Genomic DNA, 24,712 nt, shown 5'->3' on the forward strand with positions numbered 1-24,712 from the left:
CACCCTATACGAACCGGCCATCGAAGCAAACCATGTTCGGTTTTAGCCGAGCATCAGTCGCTGGCGCACCACATCCACCAGTTTGTCCGGCTGGAATTTGGAGAGAAAATTGTCGCAGCCAACCTTCTTGACCATCGAATCGTTGAAGCTGCCCGACAGCGAGGTGTGCAGCACGACGTAGAGCCCACGCAGGCGCGGGTCATTGCGGATCTCGGTGGTCAGGCGATAACCATCCATTTCCGGCATTTCCGCGTCGGTGAAGATCATCAGCAATTTGTCGGTCATTACCTCGCCGGTGTCAGCCCAGGCCTTGAGCATATTCAAGGCTTTCAAGCCGTCGCTGGCGATGTGCATTTTCACGCCCAACTGACCCAACGTATCGCGCAGTTGCGAAAGCGCCACGTTGGAGTCGTCCACCAGCAACACTTCGCGCCCCCGAGCCTTTTCCAACACCGGATCTTCGAGCTTGTCTCTGGAGACCTTGGCGTTGTACGGCACGATTTCGGCCAGCACCTTTTCCACGTCGATGATTTCCACCAACTGGTCGTCTACCTTGCTGATAGCCGTCAGGTAGTGTTCACGGCCGGCGCTGCCCGGAGGCGGCAGGATCGCTTCCCAGTTCATGTTGACGATACGATCCACGCCCCCCACCAGGAACGCCTGGACCGAACGGTTGTACTCGGTAACGATGATCGTGCTGTTGGCTCCCGGCACCAGCGGACGCATGCCGATGGCCTGGGACAGGTCGATCACCGGCAGCGTCTGGCCGCGCAGATTGACCACCCCACACACGAACGGATGGCGTTGCGGCATCAAGGTCAGCTTCGGCAGTTGCAATACTTCCTGGACCTTGAACACGTTGATGGCGAACAACTGTCGCCCTGCCAGGCGAAACATGAGAATTTCCAGGCGATTCTCACCCACCAGCTGGGTTCGTTGGTCTACTGTGTCGAGAATGCCGGCCATTGATGACTCCTGGGATTGTTCGGATAAATCCAATAATGCAACTATCGGCCGCGCAAGCCGGATCTTGACCCCTCGATGAAATACACCTCCGGGGCATTGATATCACCTTAACATCATGCTTTACTGGCCTCACGTTTTAATCCGCTCCCCTTCCGCGCTGCGCGACCACGTTTTGCGCATATGGTTCCCTTGTCTAGGGGAATCCCCTAGCAACAATCAGGTCCAACCTGATATTCCCAATTTCCAATAGCCATTAATGTGACGCCATTCTCATTGCTGAACGGAGTCAGGCCTTTGTGCGCGACAGCAGGACATCGGACTTTCAGCCTTTCGGCCGATCCCACCCTTGCAACTATCCGCGTGCTCTGTCCTGCCGTGTGGCAAGGATGTGCCGACGCAGTTTCGTTCGTTGTCGGTCGTGAGATCCAGCCGTTCGCCACACGTGATTTTCTTTCGTCTGACATGATGTTGTGGAGATAAGCATGCCGAACGATCGTAAGAACTGGTCTCAGCGCCTGCCCGAATTCCTGATCGAAGCCGAAACGCTTCTGGCCAAGTCGGAGGAGTGCCTAAGCCATCTGCAACTGATCAGCAACGATAAGGATGCGATCGATTGCATGCTCAGTACCTTGTTGAAGCTGGCAAACAAGGCCGATGCCCTGGCGCTGGAAGCCGTTTCGGAATTTTCCCTGCATATCCATGGGTTGCTCAGCCATGCACAGAGCCACATGGACCTGCATGAGCAGGCCCTGGACGCACTGAAGGATTGCTTCACCCTGATGGCGTGGCAACTGGAGCTGGTCGACCCCACCACTGGCCAACTCAGCCTGGACAACAGCGAACAGACCTCACTGATCGAGGCATTTGCCTTCCAGGTAGGCCGGACGCCTTGCGAAGAACTTCACGCGGCACACCGGCTGGCCCTGGTGCCTTACTCTCAGAAGCAAGCCTGACAAAGCGCCGGCCCTCCATCCGATACATGGCGCTTTCACGACGCCATGCCGAGCGCGACCAACGATAGATGAAGTGGTACTATGTCTCGCGTCAGTCGCTTCAAAAGTACGGCGTGGTGAAGCCGTTCACCGAAGCCAACCTCGATTCGAAGCACTTACCCAACCCGGCCTGTCAGATCCGCTGACCGGCCAGCCCGCAGCGAACATTCATTGGCTCCATCCGCTATGTACGCCAGCCTCAAGTCATTCGTCACCTGGCCTCCCTCCCGAGAAAACGCCCGCCGGTTCACACTGTTTCTGTGCATAAGCTCGACCTTCGGCAACCTGCTGGTCTACCTGTCTGCACAAACCATGCCGGTGAGCCTGCTGGCTCTGGATGTCGCCGCCTTGACCTGTGTCTGGATCCACTACCGGCTGTCGCGCAAATCCATCAAGTTCCAGCCCCAGGAACTGGCCGACCGGTTACTCGAAGTTCAGGAAAACGAACGTCATCGACTCAGCCGGGAATTGCATGACGATATCGGCCAGTTACTGACTGCGGCGAAACTGCAAGGCGAGTGGCTCAAGCGCCGGATACCGGAGGAATTGCAAGGTCAATGCTCGGTCCTCTGCGAAACACTGGACGAAACCCTGCACAAGGTCCGCGATGTATCGGCAATCCTCAACCCTCGCCAATTGACCAGTCTTGGGCTTGAAGCCAGCCTGCGTGCGCACCTGCTCAAGGCATTGGCCAATACCCCGGTAAAGTGGAGCCTCGATTGCCAGCAGCGCATGACTGGCATTCCGGAGGAAATGGCCGTCGCCGCCTTTCGGATCACCCAGGAGGCTGTCACCAATATCCTGCGTCATGCCCAGGCGCAGAATCTGCTGGTGCGTCTACAGCGCCTGCCCGAAGGTCTGTTCCTGTTGATCAGCGACGACGGCCAGGGATTCGTCCCGGCGGACCACCCCGCCCGGGCAGGCCAACGGGGCATGGCCGGCATGTCGGAGCGGGCCCAACAATTGGGCGGCACCCTCAAGGTGACCAGTGAAACCGGCAAGGGCACACATATCGAAGCACGTTTCCCCTGGGCCCCTCGGACCCTGGCGCGGGCCAGTAAGAATAAGGTTCTCCATTGACTTGTAATTTGCTTCTCGTAGATGACCACTCGTTGATCCGAGCCGGCGTACGCGCCCTGGTCACGGATTTGCCCGGATATGCCGTCATCGGCGAAGCCAGTGATGGCACTCAGCTGTTGGAGCTGGTAGAACGGTTGGCCCCCGACATCGTGCTGCTGGACATTTCCATGAAAAACACCAGCGGGCTGCAGGCCTTGCAACAGCTCAAGCAGGCGCGTCCCCACAGCAAAGTACTGATCCTGTCGATGCACACCGATCCGGCGCTGATCATGCAGGCGCTGGAGTCCGGTGCTCACGGGTACTTGCTCAAGGACACCACCGCCACCGAGCTGGGGCACGCCCTGGATGCGTTGCGCAACAACGAACGCTACCTGAGCCCGGCTATCGCCCACACGGTGATCAACCAGGCGCTGACCCGCGCCCAGAAGCTTCAACCCGCCCCCGTCCAGACCCATAACCTGACGGCGCGCCAGCTGGAAATTTTGCGGCTGATCGTACGCGGCAAGTCGACCCGGGAAATTGCCAATGGCCTGAGCCTCAGCATCAAGACCGTGGAGACCCACCGGGCCCAGATCATGAAGCGCCTGCAGATCCACGATGTGGCAGGACTGGTGCTTTTCGCCGTGCGCGAGCAGATCATCAGTCTGGACGATTGAGTACCGCAGAAGTCGTCAGCAGAGGCGAATCGGACGGCAGATGCACACGCAACGCCCGTTCACGCACCGTAAACTTCAGACTGTCGACCTGCAACGGCTCACCATCAAGATTGATGTCCAGGCCTTGGGCGACCTTGATTTCCACCCAGGGCAGGCGCACGCGCACGAACATGTTGTCGATGCCCAGGCCACCGGCCAGCAAGTCCTTCAGGGTACTGACCACTTCCTGGGGTGCCGGCAGGATACTGATGTCGAGCAACCCATCATCGACCAGGGCCTGCGGACATAACTGATGGCCTCCCCCGGCCTGCCGGCCATTGCCGATACCCAGCGCCAGTAAATCGCCCTGCCAGCTGAATCCGGGGCCCTGCAATTCGCCATAGGCCGCACTCAGCTCACTGAAGCGCGTCAGACCGGTGAACAGATAAGCGGCGCCCCCCAGCACTTTCTTGAGGTCCTCGGAAGTGTTTGCCGTGACCTGGCTGCCGAAACCGCCCGTGGCCATATTCAGGAATATCCGCCCCCCGACTTCGCCCAGATCGATGGCCCGCGGCTCGACATCCAGCAAATCAAGGGCCTGGTCCGGTTCCAGCGGAACGCCCGCCGCCCGGGCAAAATCATTGGCTGTGCCCAATGGCAACAGCACCAGACTGGCCTCTGTCGACTGACGCGCAAGCGCTTCGGCAATGTCCCGCAAGGTACCGTCCCCGCCACCAGCAATCAGTCGCGTGTAGCCTGCCGCCAGCGCCTCGTCGACACAACGCTGGGCATCGCCGGCCTCCCAGGTCAACCTTACCGCCAGGTCCCAGCCTTGCTTGCGCCTGGACATCACTGCCGCCCGAACCTCTTCGTTGAGCGCTTGCTTGCCATGCAGGATCAACAGCGCCTTGCCTTTGCTCATCATCGTCTCCGTCATTGGAAGGTTGCAGGAAATCGGACCGCTCAATCAGCCGAAAAAGCCCCCACGAATCAATTTCGATCAAAAAAAGCATTGCCTTGCCCATGAGAAGACACCAGTCCGGGCTACCGGACGGAGACTTCTTCACTCAAAGAGTTTTCTTACAAGGCGTGGCGAATCCACTCAATTGACCCTCTAGCTGTATTGAGACACCTTGGCACTCTGTTGTCTGGACCTTCAAAACACTCATCACACAAGGATGTGCTACCCCATGGATGGATACGTCACGGCCCACAAGGGCCTTATCAGTGGCTCGAACCGGGTTGATCGAAGGGATGAGCGAGCCCATGCATAGCCAGGAATACACGCTGTCACACAGGCCGCTCGCCTCGATTGGAAGCGAGCGGGCCGAGAACCGGAACGAATGCAAAAGTTGCAGCAATCCTGCTGGAGGAGTCGATTTGGAACCGCGCGTCGTCGAACTGGAAACCCACCTCAAATACATCCGCAGAGACATGGATGAGATCCGCACCGACGTAAAGGTCATCCGACACCGGCTCGCCTATTCGGCTGGCGCGGCAGCGGTGATCCTCGGCCTGCTGGGTTGGCTCGCGAACAGTCGTTTCGATCAGTTGGTCATGCTGCTCTCACGATAACGACGGTGGGTGCCACGGCCCGGGCAGCAAGTCCGGGCCGGAGTAACCCTTTTGCGCCCTGTTAGCCCAGGACTTCACTTAAAGGGATGAAACCGACCTCATCACCTTCGCCCAGGGTCTGCCCTTCGAATACTTCGACCAGCCCGTCGGCCCAGGCCGCGCTACGCAGAACACCGGAGCTTTGGTTCCGGTAGAGGGTGGCCCTTCCATTCTCCAGTCGACCCCGCAAGTATTCTCGCCGGTTGCCGGCCTTTGCCCAGACGAATCCGGCCGGCACCTTGAACTTGAGCGGCTCGACCGACTCGATACCCTGGCGTCGCAACAGATAAGGCCGGGCCAGTAGCGCAAAAGTCACCAGTGTCGAGGCGGGGTTTCCGGGCAGCCCTATCACCGGCACGCCACGGAAATGTCCGACTGTCAGCGGTTTCCCGGGCTTGATGGCAAGTTTCCAGAGCGTCAACTCGCCCTCTTCCCGCAATGCGGTGCCGAGGAAGTCAGCCTCTCCGACCGACACACCGCCGGTGGACAGAATCAGATCGACTTCCGACAGTTGGGCCAGGCGTGCACGGGTAGCAGGCAAATCATCTGGCAGGATGCCCGCATCGACTACATGACAGCCCAGCCGTTGCAACCAGCCGCAGAGCAACACACGGTTACTGTTATAGATCTGACCTGGACCCAGTGCCTGACCGGGTTCGACCAGTTCGTCACCGGTGGACAGGACGGCAACGCTGACCTTGCGCACCACTTGCAGCGTCGCACAGCCCAAGGATGCCGCCAGCCCCAGCTCGATTGGCCCCAGGCGAGTGCCCGCTGCAAGGACCTGTTCGCCCACAGTGGTTTCCTGGCCCTGGGGACGGATGTTTTGCCCGCTGACCAGAGGTGCGGTAAACCGTACCCGCTGATCACTGTCCACCACCGCGTTTTCCTGCATCTCGACACAATCGGCACCAGCAGGCACCGGTGCTCCCGTGAAGATCCGCGCACAGGTTCCCGCAGTCAATGGCTGCGGGGCCTGGCCGGCAAAGATTCGCTGGCTGACCGCCAGCGGCTCGCCATGCCAATCGGCCAGCCGCAAGGCATACCCGTCCATCGCGCTGTTGGGCCAGGGAGGCAGATCAAGGGACGACACCACATCCTCGGCGAGCACGCGCCCTTGCGCCTCACCCAAGGGTACCTGCTCACGCTGGGTAATCGGTGCTGTCGCCGCCATCTCGAGCAGCCGCTGCAACGCGACCTCGACGGCCATCAAGGTGCCGGTCTTGCCTGGTTTACCCACGGGATTCACAAGGAGCCGCCTGCTTCAGATGGGCCACGAAGTTACACGGGCGATGCCGCACATCCAGTTGCTCGGCCAGAATTCCGTCCCAGCCAGTACGCACTGCGTTGGTCGAGCCCGGCAGACAGCACACCAGCGTACCGTTGGCCAGGCCCGCCAATGCCCGGGACTGGACAGTGGAGGTACCGATATCTGCCACGGAAATCTGTCGGAACAGCTCTCCGAAACCATCGACCTGCTTGTCCAGCAGGCAGGCCACGGCTTCCGGCGTACTGTCGCGACCGGTAAAGCCGGTACCGCCGGTAATCAGTACCACTTGCACGACCTCATCGGCGATCCAGGTCGCGACTTGCGCCCGGATCTTGTACAGATCATCTTTGAGCAGGACCCGCGCGGCCAGGTTATGACCCGCCGCCGTCAGCCGATCGACAAAAACCTGCCCGGAGGTATCGGTTTCCAGAGTGCGGGTATCGCTGACTGTCAGCACCGCGATGTTGAGCGGCACGAAAGGTACATCAGCCTTGGCTTTCATAGGCTCGTCCAGTTGTGAGAGAAACAGCCCGGTGTTATATCACAGCGCTTCATTTTTCCGCCTGTGGGGAGACACACCATGACCTCGAATATTTCCCTGCCACCGTGCTCCATCCTGCTGCTGGCAGGTGGACGCGGACAACGGATGGGCGGGCGGGACAAAGGCCTGGTGGAATGGCAGGGCGAACCACTGATTGCCCACCTCCATCGTCATACCCGCGCGCTGAGCGATGACCTGATCATTTCCTGCAATCGCAATCCTGAACGCTATGCGTTGTATGCCGATCAGCTGGTACATGACGATGAGGGTGACTTTCCTGGCCCGCTGGCGGGCATCAGGGCAGGCCTGAGGGCCGCGAAGCATCGTTTTTTGCTGGTGTTGCCCTGCGACGTACCGAACATCGACTCGAACCTGTTGGACGATATGCGCCAAACAGCAAGCCGGCATCCCGACAAGCCACTGATGGTGCGCCACGGCGAACACTGGGAACCTTTGTTGTGTGTGATTCCGCTGGCTGTGGCAGCAGCATTCGAAGAGGCCTGGCGCGAAGGCGAACGCAGTCCGGGCCGGATCATGCGAACGCTGCACGCGGTTGCCTTGCAATGTCCGGCCGATGATCCCCGGTTGGCGAATCTGAATACACCTGAACTGCTGAACCAACACCACGGGCGCTGATGCCGGCATTCAATTTCACCCTACAGGCCTCTAGCCAGGAACTTGCGCACGTTGTATACGTCTGAAGGTCAGTAACCTGAAGAATTCCATTTCGGAGAAACACCATGACTCAACGGACCCTCGCCACTTTCATGCTCGCACTGGGCCTGGCCACTCTTGCAGGGTGCGCATCGCCAACTGTGATCACCTTGAATGATGGTCGCGAAATCCAGGCCGTCGACACACCTCAATACGACGAAGACACCGGTTTCTACGAGTTCGAACAGCTGGATGGCAAGCACACCCGCGTGAACAAGGATCAGGTCCGCACCGTTAAAGACCTCTAAGCGCCAACGCCGCATCGATACGAAAAAGCCCGCAAACAAGATTGCGGGCTTTTTTCATGCCTGACGCAAAGCCGCAGCGGCTACCATTGCAGCGTGATACCGCTTTCGAAAACACGCTCCTGCCCCGTGACCGGATCGACGAAGCGCAGCCCCTGGGCCAGCAATTTAAGCGGATTGGCATAGTCGTCCGGCGCATCCCGCTGCACATCGGGATAAAACGGGTCATTGCAGATGCCCGCCCCGAGGGCACTCATATGCACCCGCAACTGATGCTTCTTGCCGGTAACCGGATAGAGGCCGTAGCGCCACAGTTCGCCATTTTTCTCCAGTACCTCGATGGCCGTTTCGGTATTGGGTTCGCCCGGCCCTTCCTGCATCCGGAAAAACGGCTCGCCGTCGACCATCCGGCTTCTATGCACCCGGGGAAACGTCAACTGAGGCAACGCCGGCGCAATGGCCTGGTAGCGTTTGTCGATCTGCCGCGCTGGGAACAGTGACTGGTAAGCCGATCGGCTTGACGGACTGGCTGAAAACAACACCAGCCCGGCGGTGTGACGGTCGATACGGTGCAAAGGGACCAGATGAGGATTGTCCAACCGCCGGATCAGTCGTCGCAACAGGGTCTGCTCGACGAACTCACCTGCCGGAGTCACTGGCAGGAAATGCGGTTTGTCAGCCACCACCAGATGCTCGTCGGCGTACAGAACCGTCTCGACGACCGGGATCGGCTTCTCATCGGGGACCTCGCGAAAATAGTGGATGCGCAGTCCTTCACGGTAGGGCAAGTCGACTCGGATCGCCTTGCCTTCCCCGTCCAGCACACGGCCCCTGGCTATCCGGTCGAGCCATTGCTCGCGGCTGATGGCACTGAAATGCTCGCACAGACAGTCCAGCACCGTTTGCCAGGGGCCCGGGGGGAGATATAGGGTACTGGCCTGATGGTGTGCGGCGGAAAAGGATGAACCGGACATTCGAAACTCTTGGACAATATTTACAGGGCGACATTATCCGCCAGGTGCGCAAGCCAGCCCAGCCATGATTGGCTCAGGCCGTGACCGGGGTAGAGGCTGCCGTCGCTTCGGTAAACTCCTTCAGCCAGCGCAGCACTTGCACCGCCTCCCAGCGCCCCGGGTCATACAAAGCGTACAACAACCCCTGGTAACCCACGACATCCAGCTGCTTGTGATAGCCGGCACGCTGGAACAGCGCCTCGATCTCAGCGAAACAGGTGTTGAAATGCAGTTTGTTGAAGGGTGTCTTGCCTTCGGTTACCAGCCCATCCAGACGCAACTCCTGGACGGCGTCGCGTACAACGTCCACGGACATCCTGTTCACGCTGTTCTTCAGTTGTTCGACATTGACCAAGGACTGCACTCCAGATAGCTGTATGCACATACAGTAACCGAAGAAGATGATTTTCGCCAACGCCAGGGTGGAGAAGAACGATGGACGGAGCGCTAACGCAGAAACGCTGCGATCAGGTCAGGATCGTCGAAAGGCCAGTTCAGTTCGGCACCGGTATCGATCCTGCGCAAAACAGGGATGCGCAAGCCATAGATTTCGACCAGGTCCTCGCGCTCGGCAATATCCACCAGTTCCACCAACAAACCGTGCTCGACGACGAAAGGCATCAGCACCCCTTCCGCGACTTCGCACAGATGGCAACCCAGGGTACCGAACAGCTGGCATTCAGGAGACATGGCAGGTAGACCCAGAAAAGACAGACGGTCATTCTAGGCTTACGCCGGGAAACCGTCGAGCCGACTGGTCTGTATCGAGCCGTTTCGGTAAAACGCTGACGCAAATCATTGAGCGCAAATGCTTTTTGGCGCTTTCTTGTCTTCTAAGCTATGTCCCACAAGTCCTGATGCGGAGTGTCCCTTGTTTGCCAACCTGCTGATCATTCTCGCCTCCTCCCTAGTGGTCATCGCCCTGTTCAGGCGGCTGCGGCTGCCACCGGTGCTGGGCTATCTGTGTGTCGGGCTGACGGTCGGGCCCACTGCGCTGGGCTGGGTGAACGACAGCGAGGAACTGCCGGACCTGGCCGAGCTCGGGGTGGTTTTCCTGCTGTTTTCCCTGGGGCTGGAGTTCTCCCTGTCCAGGATGCTTGAACTGCGGCGTGTCGTATTTGGCCTCGGCAGTCTGCAAGTGGTCTGCTCCGGGGCACTCCTGGGTAGCGTGCTGGTAGCGTGCGGCGCACCGATCCCTGCCGCGCTGTTGCTGGGGGCGGGGCTGGCCCTGTCATCCACCGCCATCGTCAGCAAGGAGCTGACCAGCCTCGGGGAGATTTTCAGCAGCCACGGCCAGAACGCTATCGGTGTGCTGCTGTTCCAGGACATCGTCGCGGTATTGCTGTTGACCCTCGTGCCGGTGTTCGCCGGCAGCAGTACACAAGCCTGGTATTGGGCGCTGCCCCTGACATTGGGCAAGACCCTGGTGCTGTTCGGCGGTCTGCTGCTGACCAGTCGCCTGCTGCTGCCCCGATTGTTCCATGAGGTGGCTGCGTCCCGCTCCGCAGAACTGTTCGTGCTGCTGGCACTGGTCATCGTTTTGCTGACGGCTTGGCTGACCCACCTGCTCGGACTCTCACCAGCCCTTGGCGCGTTCCTGGCGGGCATGTTGCTGGGGGAAAGTCATTACCGGCATCAGATCGAGGCCGACATCCGGCCGTTCCGCGACATTCTGCTGGGCCTGTTTTTCGTCAGCATCGGCATGCTGATCGACCTGCGGTTGTTCGTGGACGACGGCTGGCTGATCCTTGGCCTGACCCTGGGACTGATGCTCATCAAGGGCTGCGTGGTCGCCCTCCTGGTGAAATGGCGAGGCAGCGACGGCGAAACCGCGTGGCGCAGCGGCCTCGCCCTGGCCCAGGGCGGAGAGTTCTGCTTTGCGCTGATGGCCTTGATGCAGCAGAACCGCCTCATGCCGACCGACCTTGGCGGCCTGCTGCTGGCAGCGACGTTCAGTTCGATGCTGCTCACGCCATTGTTGCTGCGGGCCGCGCCGAGTATCGCCGCCCGCCTGCACCGCAAGCCCAACGAAGCCGCCCAACTGGACCAGATCAGCGAACTCAATGCCGGCCTGTCGGGCCATGTGATCATTTGTGGATACGGGCGCGTCGGCCAGTCGATCGGACGCTTCCTGCGCCGGGAAGATCAGGCCTTCGTCGCCCTGGATGACGATCCGGTGATCATCCAGGAAGCCACCGTCGGGGAAAGCTGCGTGTACTACGGCGACTCACGACGTGCAGACCTGCTCGCCGCCGTTGGCTTGGGCCGTGCCCGACTGGTGGTCATCGCGGTGGACAAGACCGACATTGCCATCAGTGTGCTCAGGGAGGCCCGTCGGCTCAACCCGCAGGTACCGATTCTGGTGCGTACCCGCGACGACAGCCAACTGGCCGAACTGCAGGCCGCCGGGGCCAGTGAGGTGGTGCCGGAACTGCTGGAGTCAAGCCTGATGCTCGCATCCCATGCCCTGATCATGCTCGGGCTGGCCGAGCAGCAGGTGCGCCAGCATGTGGATCAGGTCCGCCACGACCGCTATCGCCTGCTGCACGGTTTTTATCCCGGCAACCAGGACAAGGAGCCCTGATGCTTCCTTCAGTCCTGACTGACGGCGCCTATCTTGTGAATCGACAGGTCGGCGCCGTAATACTCCTGTTCCTGCGTCAGCCGAAGCCCCAATACGACCTTGATCAGGCCATAGACCGCGAACCCACCGGCCAGGGCGACGGCCACACCCAATGCACTGCCAATCAGTTGGCTGGTCAGGCTGACCCCACCCAGGCCGCCCAGGGCAGCCTGACCAAAGATACCGCAGGCAACGCCCCCCCAGACCCCGCACAACCCGTGCAATGGCCAGACACCGAGCACGTCGTCGATCTTCCATTTGACCTGGACCGCAGTGAAACACCAGACAAACAGGACGCCGGCAATGGCACCGGTGGCCAGCGCACCTACCGGGTGCATCAGGTCGGAGCCGGCGCAGACCGCCACCAGCCCGGCCAACGGGCCGTTGTGCAGGAAGCCCGGGTCGTTGCGCCCGACGATCAGTGCCGCCACGGTTCCGCCGACCATGGCCATCAACGAGTTGACCGCCACCAGTCCGCTCACCCCCGGCAGCGTCTGGGCGCTCATCACGTTGAAACCAAACCAACCGACAATCAGAATCCAGGAACCGAGCGCGAGAAACGGAATACTCGATGGCGCGAACGCCACCAGTCGACCGTCCCGGTATCGACCGTTGCGCGCGCCAAGCAGCAGGACGGCGGCCAGCGCCAGCCAGCCGCCCATGGCATGCACCACCACAGAACCGGCAAAGTCATGAAAACCGGCACCGAACCGGGCTTGCAACCAGGCTTGCAGACCAAGATTGCCATTCCAGACCAAGCCTTCGAAAAAGGGATACACGAACGCCACGATCAACACCGTGGCGCACAACTGCGGTGCGAATCGCGCACGTTCGGCAATACCACCGGAAATGATCGCCGGGATCGCAGCGGCGAATGTGAGCAGGAAAAAAAATTTCACCAGGCTGTAGCCATGATCGGTACTCAGCGCCGCTGCTGGCTGCAGGAACGTCACGCCATAGGAAATCCAGTAGCCCACGAAGAAATAGGCCAAGGTCGAGACTGCAAAATCGCTGAGGATTTTCGACAGTGCATTCACCTGGTTTTTTTGCCGGACGGTCCCCACTTCCAGGAACGCAAAACCGGCGTGCATGGCCAGGACCATGACCGCGCCGAGCAGAATGAACAGCGTGTTGGAGCTGTGGACCAGACTGTCCACAGCGCTTTGCAGATTTTCCATGGTATTGGCAGACCTGAAAAAAAGTTGAAAGAAGCATCCGAGCGGATCGCACCGCCTGCAATGCACCAAGTTGAACCGATTCGCCTGCCATTCGAAGGCCAGCGAACCGCTTTGGTGCATGAATCAGGTCAATACAAAGGTGATGCTTCGCCGGTTCTGTTTATTTGAGTTAAGGTCTTGCTGCCCTGCGCCCGACTTCGGCGCACGGAGACGGCCGATGCACCAGCGCATGGCAAACCTTGGGCCAGGACCGAGCAAAAGTTGTACCAGTCAATTTCACTGAACCTTCCGGCAACGCTTACACTCGAACGCATCAGATGTCATTTCACGGAGATCCATCCATGGCCAGCCCCCAGGCAAAGACTGCACAAGAAATCCTGAAGGAAGATTTTCAAACACTGGTCAGCGACACCGAACGCCTGCTGGAGCACACCGCGACATTGGCGGGTGACCAGGCCGACGAACTGCGCAGCCAGATCCACGAAACCCTCCTGCGTGCCCGCGACACCCTCAAAGTGACCGAAGACTCCATGCGCGAACGCGGCCAGGCGGCGGTGATCGCTACGGAGCAATACGTACAGGCCAACCCTTGGCAATCGGTCGGCATCGCCGCTGGGGTGGGCTTTTTGATCGGTCTGCTGGCGACACGGCGCTGATGATGGGTATGAACGAACCTGGCTCGTCCGAAGCGGGCACTAAATCTTCGGCACGCCGTCTGGGGGCCGCGTTTCTCGGGCTGCTGCACAGCCATGTCGAACTGTTCGGCATGGAACTGCAAGAGCAAAAGGCCCGTACCGTCAGCCTCCTGCTGTTCGCCGGTCTGGCACTGGTGTTTGCATTGCTGCTGCTGGTAGGACTCTCGACGCTGGTGCTGATTCTGGTGTGGGATACCTATCGCATGGCGGGGATCATCGGCCTGTGCCTGTTTTATCTGCTGGCGGCGCTATTCTGCGGACTTCGGCTCAAGGCGGCGATCTACGACGAATCATCACCCTTTCACGCCACGCTGGAAGAACTGTCCAACGACCGGGAGCGCCTGCTGCCATGAGCCTGCCCGATATCCCTCAAGCCCGGACACGACAGGAAATGCGCAAGGCACTGGTGCGCTTGCGCATGGAAATGCATCGCCAGGAAATCCGCCAGGAAACGAACCAACTGTTGCAACCCTTGCAGCGGGTACGTGGCTTCACCCAGAACTGGCACGAAGGTTTCGGCATCAAACACGCTCCCCTCTGGGGCATGGCCGCGGTTACGCTGCTGGGCTTCCTCACCGGCAAGCGCACCCGCCGCGGACGCAGCACTGGCTTGCTTCGCCTGGTGCGACTGGCGACGACGCTGCTGCCGTTGATCAAACTGGCCAAGAGCGCACGCAAGCCTTGACGGGCTTGCGGGGCGCTGCCTGAACAGGGAAGCTAGCGACAAATCCTCAACGGAGCAACCGGCCTTGGACTGGCACACCCTGCTGACTCGCGAACGCCTCGGGAAACCGCTGCACAGCTCGGAAGAACTGGGCCGAAGCCCTTTTCATAAAGACCATGACCGCATCATCTTTTCCGGCGCCTTCCGGCGATTGGGACGCAAGACCCAGGTACACCCGGTTTCCAGCAATGATCACATCCACACACGCCTGACCCATTCGCTGGAAGTCAGTTGCGTCGGACGCTCCTTGGGTATGCGCGTGGGGGAAACCATTCGCGGCGCCCTGCCTGACTGGTGCGAACCAAGCGACCTGGGCATGGTGGTGCAGTCGGCCTGCCTGGCCCACGACATCGGTAACCCACCGTTCGGCCATTCCGGCGAGGACGCTATCCGCTATTGGTTTCAACAGGCGGCAGGCCGTGGCTGGCTCGATGCCATGAGCGAGGCTGAACGCAACGACTTTCTCCACTTCGAAGGCAACGCCCAGGGGTTCCGGGTCCTCACACAACTTGAATACCATCAGTTCGACGGCGGCACCCGCCTCACCTATGCCACCCTCGGTACGTATCTGAAATACCCCTGGACGGCCCGCCATGCCGATTCCCTGGGCTACAAGAAGCACAAGTTCGGATGCTACCAGAGCGAATTGCCCCTGCTTGAGCAGATTGCCCACAAGCTCGGCCTGCCGCAGATCGAAGACCAGCGCTGGGCGCGGCACCCATTGGTGTACCTGATGGAAGCCGCGGACGATATCTGCTACGCGCTGATCGATCTGGAAGACGGCGTGGAGATGGACCTGCTGGCTTACTCGGAAGTGGAGTCGCTGCTCCTGGACCTGGTGGGTGACGATCTGCCGGAAACCTACCGTCAACTCGGACCACTGGATTCACGTCGACGCAAATTGGCGATCCTGCGAGGCAAGGCCATCGAGCACCTGACCAACGCCGCCGCCCGGGCATTCGTCGAACAGCAGGAAGCGTTGCTGGCCGGCACGCTGCCAGGCGACCTCGTGGAGCACATGCATGGACCGGCCAAGCGCTGTGTGTTGAATGCCAAGGACATGGCGCGCAAGAAGATATTCCAGGACAAACGCAAGACATTGAATGAAATCGGTGCCTACACCACGCTGGAAATCCTGCTTAACGGATTTTGCGGCGCCGCGCTGGAACAACATGGCGGGCGTACTCCTTCATTCAAGAATCGACGCATCCTCGACCTGCTGGGCAACAACGCGCCCGACCCCAATGGGTCCCTGCATGCGGCGTTCCTGCGGATGATCGACTTTATCGCCGGGATGACAGACAGTTACGCCAGTGAGATGGCCCAGGAGATGACGGGGCGCATCCGTCAATAAAAACTTTTGCGCGTCACATACCCATTACCCACCGCTCACATGAGATCGGGCTTTTTGCTGAAGTTGCAAAAGGCCCTCGATCTGTTTGTCGCTAAACCATGATAAACATCTCTAAACAAGACGCTCACTAATAAAAGCTCGCCCAACTTCATGCCAATAACCTACTAAAAAACCGAATACCTCGTAGTATTCAACCTCTTTTTTTGTAGGAAACTTCTGAAACTAAGGATGAATGCCCGTCTCCTCGTACGGCCTGGGCTTTAACTGGGCTAAGGTGCGCGCTTTATTTAGGCTCGCATGGGACTTTTATTCATGAACTCCGTTTTCATTGTCGACGATCATCCGGTGATCCGCCTCGCTGTTCGCATGCTGCTGGAGCATGAGGGCTATAAAGTCGTAGGGGAAACCGACAATGGCGTCGATGCGATGCAAATGGTGCGCGAATGCATGCCGGATCTGGTGATCCTGGACATCAGCATTCCCAAACTCGACGGGCTGGAAATCCTTTCGCGCTTCAACGCCATGACCACACCGCTCAAGACTCTGGTGCTCACGGCGCAATCACCGACGCTGTTCGGTATCCGTTGCATGCAATCCGGTGCCTCCGGTTACGTTTGCAAGCAGGAAGACCTCAGCGAACTCGTCAGTGCGATCAAGGCCGTATTGTCAGGCTACAACTATTTTCCGAGCCAGGCACTTAATCCGGTGCGCCCCGATGATCCTCGAAGTATCGAGTTGGATCTGTTCAAGAACGTCAATGATCGCGAGTTGATGGTATTGCAACTTTTTGCCCAGGGTCGTACCAACAAGGAAATAGCCAAAGGCATGTTTCTGAGCAACAAGACCGTCAGCACCTATAAGAAACGGTTGATGCAGAAACTCAAGGTCAAGTCCTTGGTAGAACTCATAGAGATGGCGAAACGAAACGCACTGGTGTGAGAAAAACAGGATGTCCACAGGCATAAAAGGAATTTTCCTGCCATTGATCGCAGGGCTATTTGCAGAACTCGTTGCGGCAACCCCCACTGCACCCGAGCATTACACCCTCCTGGGCCGCTCGAGCACGGCCCGGGCCGAGGTCAACCTCGATGACTCCCAACGCGCCTGGCTGCGAGAACGGCGGGAACTGGTCCTGGGTACCTCCGCGCCGGATTATCCGCCCTTCGATCTTTCAACCAGCGGACGCGACTATGAAGGCATGACCGCCGATTACGCCGCGGTCATTGCCAGGGCGACCGGGTTGCCCATGAAGGTCCTGCGGTTCGACTCCCGTGGTGCGGCCATCGCCGCGCTCAAGAACGGACAGATCGACATGTTGGGGACCGCCAACGGTTTCGAAGGCCGTGACCCGGACCTGGCCCTTTCGACGCCCTATGCCGTGGATCAACCCGTTCTTGTTACCCGAACCCATGAAAACCGGTCCCTGGCCGAGGACCTGGAAGGGCTGCGCCTGAGCATGGTCTATCACTACCTGCCGACGCAGGACATCGAAAGGCTGTACCCGAAGGCACGGATCACCACCTACCCCTCCTACCAGAACGCCCTCAACGCCGTCGCCTTCGGCCAGGCCGATGTATTTCTTGGCGATACCATTTCTACCCACTACATGATCAACAAGGGTTATCTGAACAACATCCGAATGGCCAGCTTCGGCAAGCATGAATCCCATGGATTCGGTTTCGCGGTACGACGCCAGGACACCCGGTTGCTGGAAATAATCGATACCACGCTGAACCGGATTCCGGTTACCGAACAGGCGGCAATCTCCAAACGCTGGAGCGCAGGCAGCGACCTCTACCTCACCGAGCACCGGATACAACTGACCGACCGGGAACGACGCTGGCTGGCCAGTCATCCGGTGGTTCGGGTGGCTGTGAACGAAACATTCGCCCCGTTCACATTCTTCGATCCGGATGGCGACTTACGTGGGATAAGCGCCGACCTGCTGGAGCTGATCCGGCTGCGCACAGGCTTGCGCCTGGATATCCAGCGCCATCGCGGCGACAGCGAGGCGATTGCCGCGGTGGGCAATGATCAGGCCGACATGATTGCGGCACTCTTGCCCAGCAGCGCACGGCAACGGCATCTCAGATTCAGCCGTCCCTACGTCGACAGCTCGTTCGTCCTGCTGAGCCGCAAGCGATCCGACGCGCCCACGGCGCTCGACCAGTTCGAATCAGGAAGCCTGGCGATCGCCAAAGGCAACCCGATCATCGATTGGCTACATCGCCAGTACCCGCGCATCAGGATCATCGAAACCACCGATTCCGCGCACGCCGTGCAACTGCTTGCCCATGGCCAGGTCGACGGCAGTGTGCATTCCCTGGTGATGGCCAACTATTTTCTTTCGTTCCACACGTTCAAAGACACCTTGCAGATCAGCAGCACCGTGGGCACCGAGCAGGCCATGTTCTCCCTGGCCACCGCCAGAACCGCCACCGAGCTGAGCTCCATTCTCGACAAGGCACTGACCAGCATCGACCCCGACGAACTGGGAGTCATCAACAACCGATGGAGGGGTTACATCCCGGCATCGGAGCAGACCTGGCGCACCTACAACCGCCTGTTCCTCCAGGCCGTCGCGGGGGTCGGCCTGCTACTGCTGCTGTCCTTGGCCTGGAATGCCTACATGCGACGGCAGATCCGCCAGCGCCAGCGAGCGGAACTGGCGCTCAACGACCAGCTCGAGTTCATGCACTCGCTGCTCAACGGCACCCCGCATCCCATTTACGTCAGAGACCGCAATGGCGTCCTGCAGAGCTGTAACGACAGCTATCTGCAAGCCTTCGACGCCAAACGCGAAGACGTCATCGGCAAGGACGTGATGCCCGGTTCGATGAGCAATGCCTTCGAAGCCCAGGAGTACCAGGCGGACTACCTGCGCGTCATGGAAGAAGGCACCCCCTTGATCGTCGACAGGCCGCTGTGTATCGGCGACAGGAAGCTGACGATCTACCACTGGGTCCTGCCCTATCGCAACTCCGCCGCGCAGGTGCAGGGCATCATTGGCGGCTGGATCGACATCAGCGAACGACGGCAGCTGTTCGATGAACTTCGAGCGGCCAAGGAACGGGCCGATGAAGCGAACCGGGCCAAGAGCACCTTCCTGGCGACCATGAGCCATGAAATCCGCACCCCCATGAACGCGGTGATCGGCATGCTTGAACTGGCCCTGAAGCAGGCCGACAAGGGACAAGTGGACCGCGCCACCATCGCTGTCGCCTACGAATCGGCCTCCGGCATGCTGGAGCTGATCGGCGACATCCTGGACATCGCCCGCATCGAGTCGGGGCATCTGAGCCTGGCGCCCGAGCGGGTGAACCTCAGGGCACTGCTTCAATCGGTCATACGGGTATTCGAGGGCCTGGCCCGACAGAAAAATCTGACACTGACCCTGCAATTCGACCCTACGGATGCCAACCCGGACGTGCTGATGGACCCCCTTCGATTCAAGCAGGTGGTTTCGAACCTGGTCAGCAACGCCCTCAAGTTCACGGAACAGGGCTGGGTACGGGTTCACGCCCGGTTGTCCCGAACCGACTGGGACGACGTGCTGCAACTGCAACTGGACATCAGCGACAGCGGCATCGGCATCGGCCCGACCGACCTGCAACGTCTGTTCGAACCTTTTGCCCAGGCCGACAATACCGGCCGGATGGCCCGCAAGGGCGCCGGGCTGGGCCTGGTGATCAGTCGTAACCTGTGCCGGATGATGGGGGGTAACCTGCACATGAACAGCCAGCCGGGAGCCGGCACGCAAGTCCGGGTTTGCCTGCAATTGAGCGTGTTGCCAACGATTGACACCTGCACACCTCCCCCGCCCGTGATCGAAACGGCATCAGTCGCCCTGAACGTGCTGGTGGTGGACGATCATCCGGCCAATCGTTTGTTGATGTCACAGCAACTGGAATACCTGGGCCATCACTACCAGGTCGCCGACGACGGCGAACAAGGGCTGGCGGCCTGGAAGGACGGGCGTTTCGATCTGGTCATCGTCGACTGCAACATGCCCGTCATGAGCGGCTACGAGCTGGTCCGGTCGATCCGCCGGCACGAGTCCGAGCGGCACCTGCCACCCTGCAAGCTCCTGGGGTTCACTGCCAATGCTCAACCCGAAGAAAAACAACGCTGCCTGGACGCGGGGATGGACGACTGTCTGTTCAAGCCGATCAGCCTGACTGTCCTGAGCCAATGGATGAACGCGATCAGCCCCGCCAGCCAGCCACGAGCCTTCAATGTTCACAATCTGCGAGCGCTCACGGGCGGTGACCCCTCGTCCACCCGGCGGCTGTTGGCGGAGCTGCTGAACAGCAACCGCTCCGATCGCCAGGAACTGCTCGATATCGCCCGGAGCGGGAACCGGCAGGCGTTGACCGAAACGGCACACAAGATAAAGGGCGTTGCCCGTATCGTGCAGGCCACCGAGCTGATCCAGCGATGCGAAGCATTGGAGCATGCCTGTCTTCAAGCCCGGGCAACCGAACGAATCCAGGCATGCACCCAAGCCCTCGAACGCGCCATGACGGAGCTGGAGAGAGTGCTGGAAAACGAGGTCGCCAAGGCAAAATAGTCCGGTATTTACTATGCTGGCCGCTCAGCAGTGCGTACCCACACTTGGAGTGACTGCAATGCCCAGCGCACCGCGTCCAGCACAACGCCGATTCCCCCTGCACGTGCATATCAGCGTGATGTTCACCCTGCTTCTGCTGCTGACCGGCGTGGCACTGGGCCTCTTCAACTACCGGCAGACCACGCAGATCATCCTGTCGAGCAGCGAACAACTGTTCAACCGTATTGAGCGGGACGTGCGCCTGGACCTGTACGACACCTACGAACCGATCCGCCATGTGTTGAGCCTGCTGGCCGATTATCCGGCGACGCGGGCGCCCGGAATGGAGCAACGCCTGGCGCTGCTCACCCCGTTCAGCCAGGCACTGCGGGACAACCCGAACCTGGCCTCGTTGTACCTGGGCGATCGCGATGGCAATTTCCTGATGGTCCGGCCGCTGCGCACCCAGGCGCTGAAGACCGCGCTGAACGCGCCAGTCGACGCGACCTACCAGGTCTGGACCATAGAGCGGACGGGCCTGTCGGGCCGGGTGCGCTCACTATCGCTGTTCTACGATCAGGCACTGGCTTTCATCAGTGCCCAGGACAATGCCGATGGCACCTTCGATCCACGCACACGCGACTGGTTTCGCAGTGCTTTGGACACTGCCGGGCAGATCACGACCGAACCCTACGTTTTCTTTTCCACCCGCAACATCGGCACGACCCTTGCCCGCCGAAGCGGCGAGGACGCGGTCATCGGTGCCGACCTCACCCTCGCGGCCTTGTCCCAGACGCTCGCCAAGCACAAGGTGACCGTCGGCACCGAGATCGTGCTGATCGATCCCCAAGGCAATGCCGTGGGTTATCCCGACAGCGATCGGTTGCTAGCGGACACAGCATCGGCCCGACTGATCCAAGCCCGCGAGCTCAACCCATCCATCGCCGCCGCGCTCGACGCCAACAGTGACGCAACGCACCTGGCGGCAGCCGGCCGCCAATGGATCGTGTCCCGCAGTCATATGCAGGAAGGCGGACCACAGGGCCTGGAGCTGGCGTTGCTGGTGCCCGAGGATGAATTGCTGGCCGATGCCTATCGCATGCGCTGGCAGGGCGCCCTGATTACCCTGGCCACCCTGCTGCTGTGTCTGCCCTTGGGCTGGCTGACTTCCAGGCTGCTGGTCAAACCGTTGAGCGCGTTGGTGCAGGAAGCGGATGCCATTCGCAGTTTCGACTTCACCCATCCGGTGTCGCGCCACACCTTGGTGCTGGAGATCGATCAGCTGAGCCTCTCGATGGCCCGAATGAAAGAGACACTGGCAAGCTTCTTCGAAATCACCGCCAGCCTGCGTGCCGAAACCCGCTTCGCCCCACTGCTCGAACGGGTGCTGTTCGAGACTGTGAAAATCGGCCAGGCCCAGGCTGGCCTGATTTATCTACGCGAGAACGACAGTGACCAGGTCAAGCCGTACGGACTGGTCATCGATGGGGCCGTACAGTCGCTGGCGGCCTTTGAACTGCAAAGCCATCCACTGGCCGGCGATACCAGCCCACCCTGGCTGCGGCAACTGGCCCTCACGGACAACCTCGTCACCTCCCTGGGCTTCGAACAGACCGGTGATCTGCAGCGTATTCTGCAGACACTCGAATCCCCTCGGGTCCATCTGATTGGCATCCACCTGCGCAACCGCCACCTGGACACCATCGGCATGCTGGTGCTGCTGATCCACGATACGGGCACCGAAGCCGACCTGGAGAAACTCCAACCAGACCGCATCGCCTTCCTGCAGGCGGTATCCGGCGCTGCTGCCGTGAGCATCGAAAGCCAGCGCCTGCAAACCCGCCAGAAACAGTTGCTGGATTCGTTCATTCAGTTGCTGGCCGGTGCGATCGATGCCAAGAGCCCCTATACCGGAGGTCATTGCCAGCGGGTGCCGGCCCTGACACTGCTACTCGCCCAGGCCGCCGCCGCGAGCACCGCTCCGGCGTTCGAAGGCTACCACCCCACCGAAGATGAATGGGAAGCGCTGCACATCGCCGCCTGGCTGCACGATTGCGGCAAGGTCACCACCCCCGAGTACGTGGTGGACAAAGCCACCAAGCTGGAAACCCTGAACGACCGGATCCACGAAATCCGCACCCGCTTCGAGGTGCTCAAGCGCGACGCCTGGATCGACTACTGGAAAGCCCTGGCAACGGGAGGCGAACCTTCCTTGCTGGCGCACAAACGCGATGAGACGCTGGCCGGCCTCGACGACGACTTCGCCTTCGTCGCGCGTTGCAACCTGGGTACCGAAGCCATGGCCGACACCGACCTGCAACGTTTGCAGAAGATTGCCCAGCGCCCCTGGGTCCGGACACTGGACGATCGCCTGGGTGTGTCGTGGGAAGAGAGCCGGCGCCAGGCGCGCACGCCCAAGCCAACGCTCCCGGTCGTCGAAACCCTATTGGCCGACAAACCCGAACACCTGGTGGCGCGACACGAGGCCGAACTGATCCCGGCAGACAACCCATGGGGCTTCCAACTGGATGTGCCGGCCTGGAAATACAACCGTGGCGAACTCTACAACCTCAGCATCCCACGGGGCACGCTGACCCGCGAAGAACGCTACGTCATCAATCACCACATGGTGCAGACGATCCTGATGCTCAGCCAGTTGCCCTTCCCCAGCCACTTGGAGCACGTTGCGGAAATCGCCGGTGGTCATCACGAAAAAATGGATGGCACCGGATACCCCAAGCGACTCAAGCGCGAGGAAATGAGTCTGCCGGCGCGCATGATGGCGATCGCCGATATTTTCGAAGCACTGACAGCGGCCGACCGCCCCTACAAGAAAGCCAAGAAACTGAGTGAAGCCCTGGGCATCATGGCCACCATGTGCCGTGACGCCCATATCGATCCGGAGCTGTTCAAGCTGTTCATCGATGAACGGGTCTACCTGAGCTACGCCGAGCAGTTTCTCGATCCGGGCCAGATCGATGACGTCGACGTGGAACAGCTCCTGGCCCAGTCGGGATTACGGCCATGCTGATCGCAATCGCCCCCATTGGGTCCGAGCCTGCTCGTTCAGCAGTCGGTCAGACGCAGGAAAATCTGCGCCAACTGCTCGATGCCGGCCTGGTCAAGCTCGCTGAAGCGCGCCAGCTTCGGGCTGTCCAGGTCAAGCACGCCGATCAGGCGTCCATCCTTGAACAGCGGCACCACCAGTTCGCTGTTCGACGCACTGTCACAGGCGATGTGACCCGCGAAGGCATGCACGTCCTCGACGCGCTGGGTCTGGCCGGTTGCCGCCGCCGTGCCGCAAACACCCCGGCCGAAGGGGATCCGCACGCAGGCGATCTGGCCCTGGAACGGGCCCAGCACCAGCTCTTCGTTGCGATTGAGGTAAAAGCCAGCCCAGTTCAGGTCATCCAGCTGACTGAACAGAAACGCCGAAAACTGCGCGGCATTGGCAATGAAATCACGCTCATCGGCCAACAGGGATTGCAGCTGTGCCGATAACAGCTCGTAGCCGTCGAGGCCTTGGCCGGTGCTCTTCAGATCGATCATGCCTTATGCTCCAGAAGTTTGAGGCCTACCCAATAACGGGCAAATTGATAAGCGCAACGTCCGTTGCGGTTGCCCCGTCCGGTGGCCCACCGGACTGCTTGTATATCGAGTGCTTCATCACGCTGCCAGGCCAGCCCGGCCTTGGCCGCCAGTTCGCCGATCCAGTGCTCGACCACGTTGAGGAAATGTTCTTGGGTAAAGGGATAGAACGACAGCCACAGCCCGAAACGGTCGGACAAGGCGATCTTGTCCTCAACGGCTTCGCTGGGGTGCAGCTCGCCATCGACCCGCTTCCAGTTCTCGTTGTCGCTTTCCTTTTCCGGCACCAGATGGCGGCGGTTGGAGGTCGCATACAGCAGCACATTGTCCGGAGCCTGTTCAAGAGAGCCATCCAGCACGCTCTTGAGCACCCGGTAATCACCTTCGCCGGATTCGAACGACAGGTCATCGCAGAACAACACGAAGCGCTGGGGCAGCTTGGCGACCTGCTCGACCACCCGAGGCAGATCCGCCAGGTGATCGCGCTCGATCTCGATCAACCGCAAGCCCTGCGGGGCATGCTCGGCCAGCAAGGCACGTACCAGGGACGATTTACCCGTACCTCGCGAGCCCCAGAGCAGCGCGTGGTTGGCCGGCATGCCCTGGATGAACTGGTGCGTGTTGCGTCCCAGTTGTTCGACCTGGCGCTCGACGCCGATCAGGTCCGACAGGCGCATGTCGAGGCTGACCTGCAGCGGCAGCAGGTACCCGCTGCGGCCGTCGCGCTGCCAGCGGGCCGCCAGGGTTGCGGTCCAGTCGATGGCAGGCCGGGGCGCGGGCAGCAAAGGTTCGATACGGGCCAGCACCGCATCGGCGCGCTCAAGAAAAGCATTCAATCGCGAGTCCACGTCTTTTCCTCGGGCAGGTTCACAGTAATGATGGTGCCACGGCGACGAAACGCCGTATTCATTGGCGGGTCTATCCCACACAA

General features: G+C 60.3%; 24 protein-coding genes. 14 read left to right on the forward strand and 10 right to left on the reverse strand.

Going from position 1 to position 24,712, the window contains the following annotated elements; all coding sequences use genetic code 11:
• Nucleotides 1-42 precede the first annotated feature (42 nt).
• Nucleotides 43-966 (reverse strand): chemotaxis protein CheV, encoded by a 924-nt coding sequence (locus EGM97_RS22805; protein ID WP_053155253.1) that lies wholly within the window; start codon nt 964-966, stop codon nt 43-45.
• Nucleotides 967-1,448: 482 nt separating this feature from the next.
• On the opposite strand from EGM97_RS22805, the gene EGM97_RS22810 reads away from it, so the two are divergent.
• The 3 genes from EGM97_RS22810 to EGM97_RS22820 all read left to right on the forward strand — a co-directional run bounded on the left by EGM97_RS22810 (nt 1,449) and on the right by EGM97_RS22820 (nt 3,694).
• Nucleotides 1,449-1,919: a hypothetical protein gene (locus tag EGM97_RS22810; RefSeq protein WP_238963669.1), complete on the forward strand. Its 471-nt coding sequence runs from the start codon at nt 1,449-1,451 to the stop codon at nt 1,917-1,919.
• 225 nt (nt 1,920-2,144) lie between these two features.
• Nucleotides 2,145-3,038, forward strand: coding sequence for a sensor histidine kinase (locus EGM97_RS22815; protein WP_238963731.1), 894 nt, complete (start codon nt 2,145-2,147; stop codon nt 3,036-3,038).
• On the forward strand, nt 3,035-3,694 hold the full coding sequence (locus EGM97_RS22820; protein WP_238963667.1) for a response regulator transcription factor: 660 nt from the start codon (nt 3,035-3,037) through the stop codon (nt 3,692-3,694). Before EGM97_RS22815 ends, EGM97_RS22820 begins: the two co-directional genes overlap by 4 nt.
• Here EGM97_RS22820 and yegS read toward each other — a convergent pair.
• Nucleotides 3,678-4,595 carry a lipid kinase YegS gene (gene yegS, locus EGM97_RS22825; protein ID WP_238963665.1) on the reverse strand — a complete coding sequence of 306 codons (918 nt, stop codon included), beginning with the start codon at nt 4,593-4,595 and terminating at the stop codon, nt 3,678-3,680. The genes EGM97_RS22820 and yegS overlap by 17 nt on opposite strands.
• 344 nt (nt 4,596-4,939) lie before the next feature.
• Here yegS and EGM97_RS22830 point away from each other — a divergent pair, with 344 nt between their 5' ends.
• The gene (locus EGM97_RS22830) at nt 4,940-5,248 is read left to right on the forward strand and encodes a hypothetical protein (RefSeq protein ID WP_238963664.1); all 309 of its coding nucleotides are present in this window, start codon (nt 4,940-4,942) and stop codon (nt 5,246-5,248) included.
• A gap of 61 nt (nt 5,249-5,309) precedes the next feature.
• Here the strand turns inward: EGM97_RS22830 and EGM97_RS22835 are convergent, their stop codons facing one another.
• The gene (locus tag EGM97_RS22835; RefSeq protein WP_238963729.1) at nt 5,310-6,497 is read right to left on the reverse strand and encodes a molybdopterin molybdotransferase MoeA; all 1,188 of its coding nucleotides are present in this window, start codon (nt 6,495-6,497) and stop codon (nt 5,310-5,312) included.
• Between the two features lie 22 nt (nt 6,498-6,519).
• Nucleotides 6,520-7,059 carry a molybdenum cofactor biosynthesis protein B gene (gene moaB / locus EGM97_RS22840; protein WP_238963662.1) on the reverse strand — a complete coding sequence of 180 codons (540 nt, stop codon included), beginning with the start codon at nt 7,057-7,059 and terminating at the stop codon, nt 6,520-6,522.
• Nucleotides 7,060-7,137: 78 nt separating this feature from the next.
• Here moaB and mobA point away from each other — a divergent pair, with 78 nt between their 5' ends.
• Together mobA and EGM97_RS22850 are read left to right on the forward strand one after the other, a co-directional pair.
• Nucleotides 7,138-7,734 carry a molybdenum cofactor guanylyltransferase MobA gene (mobA, locus tag EGM97_RS22845; protein ID WP_238963661.1) on the forward strand — a complete coding sequence of 199 codons (597 nt, stop codon included), beginning with the start codon at nt 7,138-7,140 and terminating at the stop codon, nt 7,732-7,734.
• Between the two features lie 104 nt (nt 7,735-7,838).
• Nucleotides 7,839-8,060 carry a YgdI/YgdR family lipoprotein gene (locus EGM97_RS22850; RefSeq protein WP_024776721.1) on the forward strand — a complete coding sequence of 74 codons (222 nt, stop codon included), beginning with the start codon at nt 7,839-7,841 and terminating at the stop codon, nt 8,058-8,060.
• Nucleotides 8,061-8,140: 80 nt separating this feature from the next.
• On the opposite strand, the gene EGM97_RS22855 is transcribed toward EGM97_RS22850, so the two are convergent.
• The 3 genes from EGM97_RS22855 to EGM97_RS22865 form a co-directional block, all read right to left on the reverse strand.
• Nucleotides 8,141-9,031: a pseudouridine synthase gene (locus tag EGM97_RS22855; RefSeq protein WP_238963657.1), complete on the reverse strand. Its 891-nt coding sequence runs from the start codon at nt 9,029-9,031 to the stop codon at nt 8,141-8,143.
• A 73-nt stretch (nt 9,032-9,104) separates the two neighbouring features.
• A complete protein-coding gene (locus tag EGM97_RS22860; protein ID WP_238963656.1) occupies nt 9,105-9,425 on the reverse strand; it encodes a transcriptional regulator in 321 nt (106 codons plus the stop codon).
• 92 nt (nt 9,426-9,517) lie between these two features.
• Entirely contained in the window at nt 9,518-9,760 is a 243-nt protein-coding gene (locus EGM97_RS22865) for a glutaredoxin family protein (RefSeq protein ID WP_238963654.1), read from the reverse strand.
• 181 nt (nt 9,761-9,941) lie between these two features.
• Here EGM97_RS22865 and EGM97_RS22870 point away from each other — a divergent pair, with 181 nt between their 5' ends.
• Nucleotides 9,942-11,654: a cation:proton antiporter gene (locus EGM97_RS22870; RefSeq protein WP_238963652.1), complete on the forward strand. Its 1,713-nt coding sequence runs from the start codon at nt 9,942-9,944 to the stop codon at nt 11,652-11,654.
• Nucleotides 11,655-11,662: 8 nt separating this feature from the next.
• Here EGM97_RS22870 and EGM97_RS22875 read toward each other — a convergent pair whose 3' ends face one another.
• Nucleotides 11,663-12,871, reverse strand: a complete 1,209-nt coding sequence (locus EGM97_RS22875) for an ammonium transporter (RefSeq protein ID WP_238963650.1) — start codon at nt 12,869-12,871, stop codon at nt 11,663-11,665.
• Nucleotides 12,872-13,212: 341 nt separating this feature from the next.
• Here EGM97_RS22875 and EGM97_RS22880 point away from each other — a divergent pair, with 341 nt between their 5' ends.
• The 7 genes from EGM97_RS22880 (at nt 13,213) to EGM97_RS22910 (ending at nt 23,224) form a co-directional block, all read left to right on the forward strand.
• Complete coding sequence (locus EGM97_RS22880; RefSeq protein WP_053155225.1) at nt 13,213-13,527, forward strand: ElaB/YgaM/YqjD family protein; 315 nt, start codon at nt 13,213-13,215, stop codon at nt 13,525-13,527.
• Between the two features lie 2 nt (nt 13,528-13,529).
• A complete protein-coding gene (locus EGM97_RS22885) occupies nt 13,530-13,919 on the forward strand; it encodes a phage holin family protein (RefSeq protein WP_238963648.1) in 390 nt (129 codons plus the stop codon).
• Nucleotides 13,916-14,251 carry a hypothetical protein gene (locus tag EGM97_RS22890; RefSeq protein WP_053155220.1) on the forward strand — a complete coding sequence of 112 codons (336 nt, stop codon included), beginning with the start codon at nt 13,916-13,918 and terminating at the stop codon, nt 14,249-14,251. Before EGM97_RS22885 ends, EGM97_RS22890 begins: the two co-directional genes overlap by 4 nt.
• A 64-nt stretch (nt 14,252-14,315) precedes the next feature.
• Nucleotides 14,316-15,644, forward strand: coding sequence for a deoxyguanosinetriphosphate triphosphohydrolase (locus tag EGM97_RS22895; protein WP_053155217.1), 1,329 nt, complete (start codon nt 14,316-14,318; stop codon nt 15,642-15,644).
• 312 nt (nt 15,645-15,956) lie between these two features.
• Nucleotides 15,957-16,583 carry a response regulator transcription factor gene (locus EGM97_RS22900; protein ID WP_024776711.1) on the forward strand — a complete coding sequence of 209 codons (627 nt, stop codon included), beginning with the start codon at nt 15,957-15,959 and terminating at the stop codon, nt 16,581-16,583.
• A gap of 10 nt (nt 16,584-16,593) precedes the next feature.
• Nucleotides 16,594-20,214, forward strand: coding sequence for a transporter substrate-binding domain-containing protein (locus EGM97_RS22905; RefSeq protein WP_238963646.1), 3,621 nt, complete (start codon nt 16,594-16,596; stop codon nt 20,212-20,214).
• Between the two features lie 58 nt (nt 20,215-20,272).
• Entirely contained in the window at nt 20,273-23,224 is a 2,952-nt protein-coding gene (locus EGM97_RS22910; RefSeq protein WP_238963630.1) for an HD domain-containing phosphohydrolase, read from the forward strand.
• Between the two features lie 35 nt (nt 23,225-23,259).
• Here the strand turns inward: EGM97_RS22910 and EGM97_RS22915 are convergent, their stop codons facing one another.
• A complete protein-coding gene (locus EGM97_RS22915) occupies nt 23,260-23,742 on the reverse strand; it encodes a GAF domain-containing protein (RefSeq protein WP_238963628.1) in 483 nt (160 codons plus the stop codon).
• Nucleotides 23,739-24,629 (reverse strand): ATP-binding protein, encoded by an 891-nt coding sequence (locus EGM97_RS22920; RefSeq protein ID WP_238963620.1) that lies wholly within the window; start codon nt 24,627-24,629, stop codon nt 23,739-23,741. Before EGM97_RS22920 ends, EGM97_RS22915 begins: the two co-directional genes overlap by 4 nt.
• Between the last annotated feature and the right edge of the window lie 83 nt (nt 24,630-24,712).

This window comes from Pseudomonas sp. AF32, from assembly GCF_022342325.2.
Classification (GTDB): Bacteria; Pseudomonadota; Gammaproteobacteria; order Pseudomonadales; family Pseudomonadaceae; genus Aquipseudomonas; species Aquipseudomonas uvaldensis.

What these genes read in the sequence shown, in the direction of transcription:
- EGM97_RS22815 (WP_238963731.1), top strand. Translation starts at nt 2,145, where the DNA reads ATGTACGCCAGCCTCAAGTCATTCGTCACCTGGCCTCCCTCCCGAGAA.
- EGM97_RS22900 (WP_024776711.1), top strand. Translation starts at nt 15,957, where the DNA reads ATGAACTCCGTTTTCATTGTCGACGATCATCCGGTGATCCGCCTCGCT.
- EGM97_RS22850 (WP_024776721.1), top strand. Translation starts at nt 7,839, where the DNA reads ATGACTCAACGGACCCTCGCCACTTTCATGCTCGCACTGGGCCTGGCC.
- EGM97_RS22830 (WP_238963664.1), top strand. Translation starts at nt 4,940, where the DNA reads ATGCATAGCCAGGAATACACGCTGTCACACAGGCCGCTCGCCTCGATT.
- EGM97_RS22885 (WP_238963648.1), top strand. Translation starts at nt 13,530, where the DNA reads ATGGGTATGAACGAACCTGGCTCGTCCGAAGCGGGCACTAAATCTTCG.
- EGM97_RS22805 (WP_053155253.1), bottom strand. Translation starts at nt 966, where the DNA reads ATGGCCGGCATTCTCGACACAGTAGACCAACGAACCCAGCTGGTGGGT.
- EGM97_RS22890 (WP_053155220.1), top strand. Translation starts at nt 13,916, where the DNA reads ATGAGCCTGCCCGATATCCCTCAAGCCCGGACACGACAGGAAATGCGC.
- yegS (WP_238963665.1), bottom strand. Translation starts at nt 4,595, where the DNA reads ATGAGCAAAGGCAAGGCGCTGTTGATCCTGCATGGCAAGCAAGCGCTC.
- mobA (WP_238963661.1), top strand. Translation starts at nt 7,138, where the DNA reads ATGACCTCGAATATTTCCCTGCCACCGTGCTCCATCCTGCTGCTGGCA.
- EGM97_RS22835 (WP_238963729.1), bottom strand. Translation starts at nt 6,497, where the DNA reads ATGGCCGTCGAGGTCGCGTTGCAGCGGCTGCTCGAGATGGCGGCGACA.
- EGM97_RS22910 (WP_238963630.1), top strand. Translation starts at nt 20,273, where the DNA reads ATGCCCAGCGCACCGCGTCCAGCACAACGCCGATTCCCCCTGCACGTG.
- moaB (WP_238963662.1), bottom strand. Translation starts at nt 7,059, where the DNA reads ATGAAAGCCAAGGCTGATGTACCTTTCGTGCCGCTCAACATCGCGGTG.
- EGM97_RS22905 (WP_238963646.1), top strand. Translation starts at nt 16,594, where the DNA reads ATGTCCACAGGCATAAAAGGAATTTTCCTGCCATTGATCGCAGGGCTA.
- EGM97_RS22915 (WP_238963628.1), bottom strand. Translation starts at nt 23,742, where the DNA reads ATGATCGATCTGAAGAGCACCGGCCAAGGCCTCGACGGCTACGAGCTG.
- EGM97_RS22810 (WP_238963669.1), top strand. Translation starts at nt 1,449, where the DNA reads ATGCCGAACGATCGTAAGAACTGGTCTCAGCGCCTGCCCGAATTCCTG.
- EGM97_RS22855 (WP_238963657.1), bottom strand. Translation starts at nt 9,031, where the DNA reads ATGTCCGGTTCATCCTTTTCCGCCGCACACCATCAGGCCAGTACCCTA.
- EGM97_RS22865 (WP_238963654.1), bottom strand. Translation starts at nt 9,760, where the DNA reads ATGTCTCCTGAATGCCAGCTGTTCGGTACCCTGGGTTGCCATCTGTGC.
- EGM97_RS22875 (WP_238963650.1), bottom strand. Translation starts at nt 12,871, where the DNA reads ATGGAAAATCTGCAAAGCGCTGTGGACAGTCTGGTCCACAGCTCCAAC.
- EGM97_RS22880 (WP_053155225.1), top strand. Translation starts at nt 13,213, where the DNA reads ATGGCCAGCCCCCAGGCAAAGACTGCACAAGAAATCCTGAAGGAAGAT.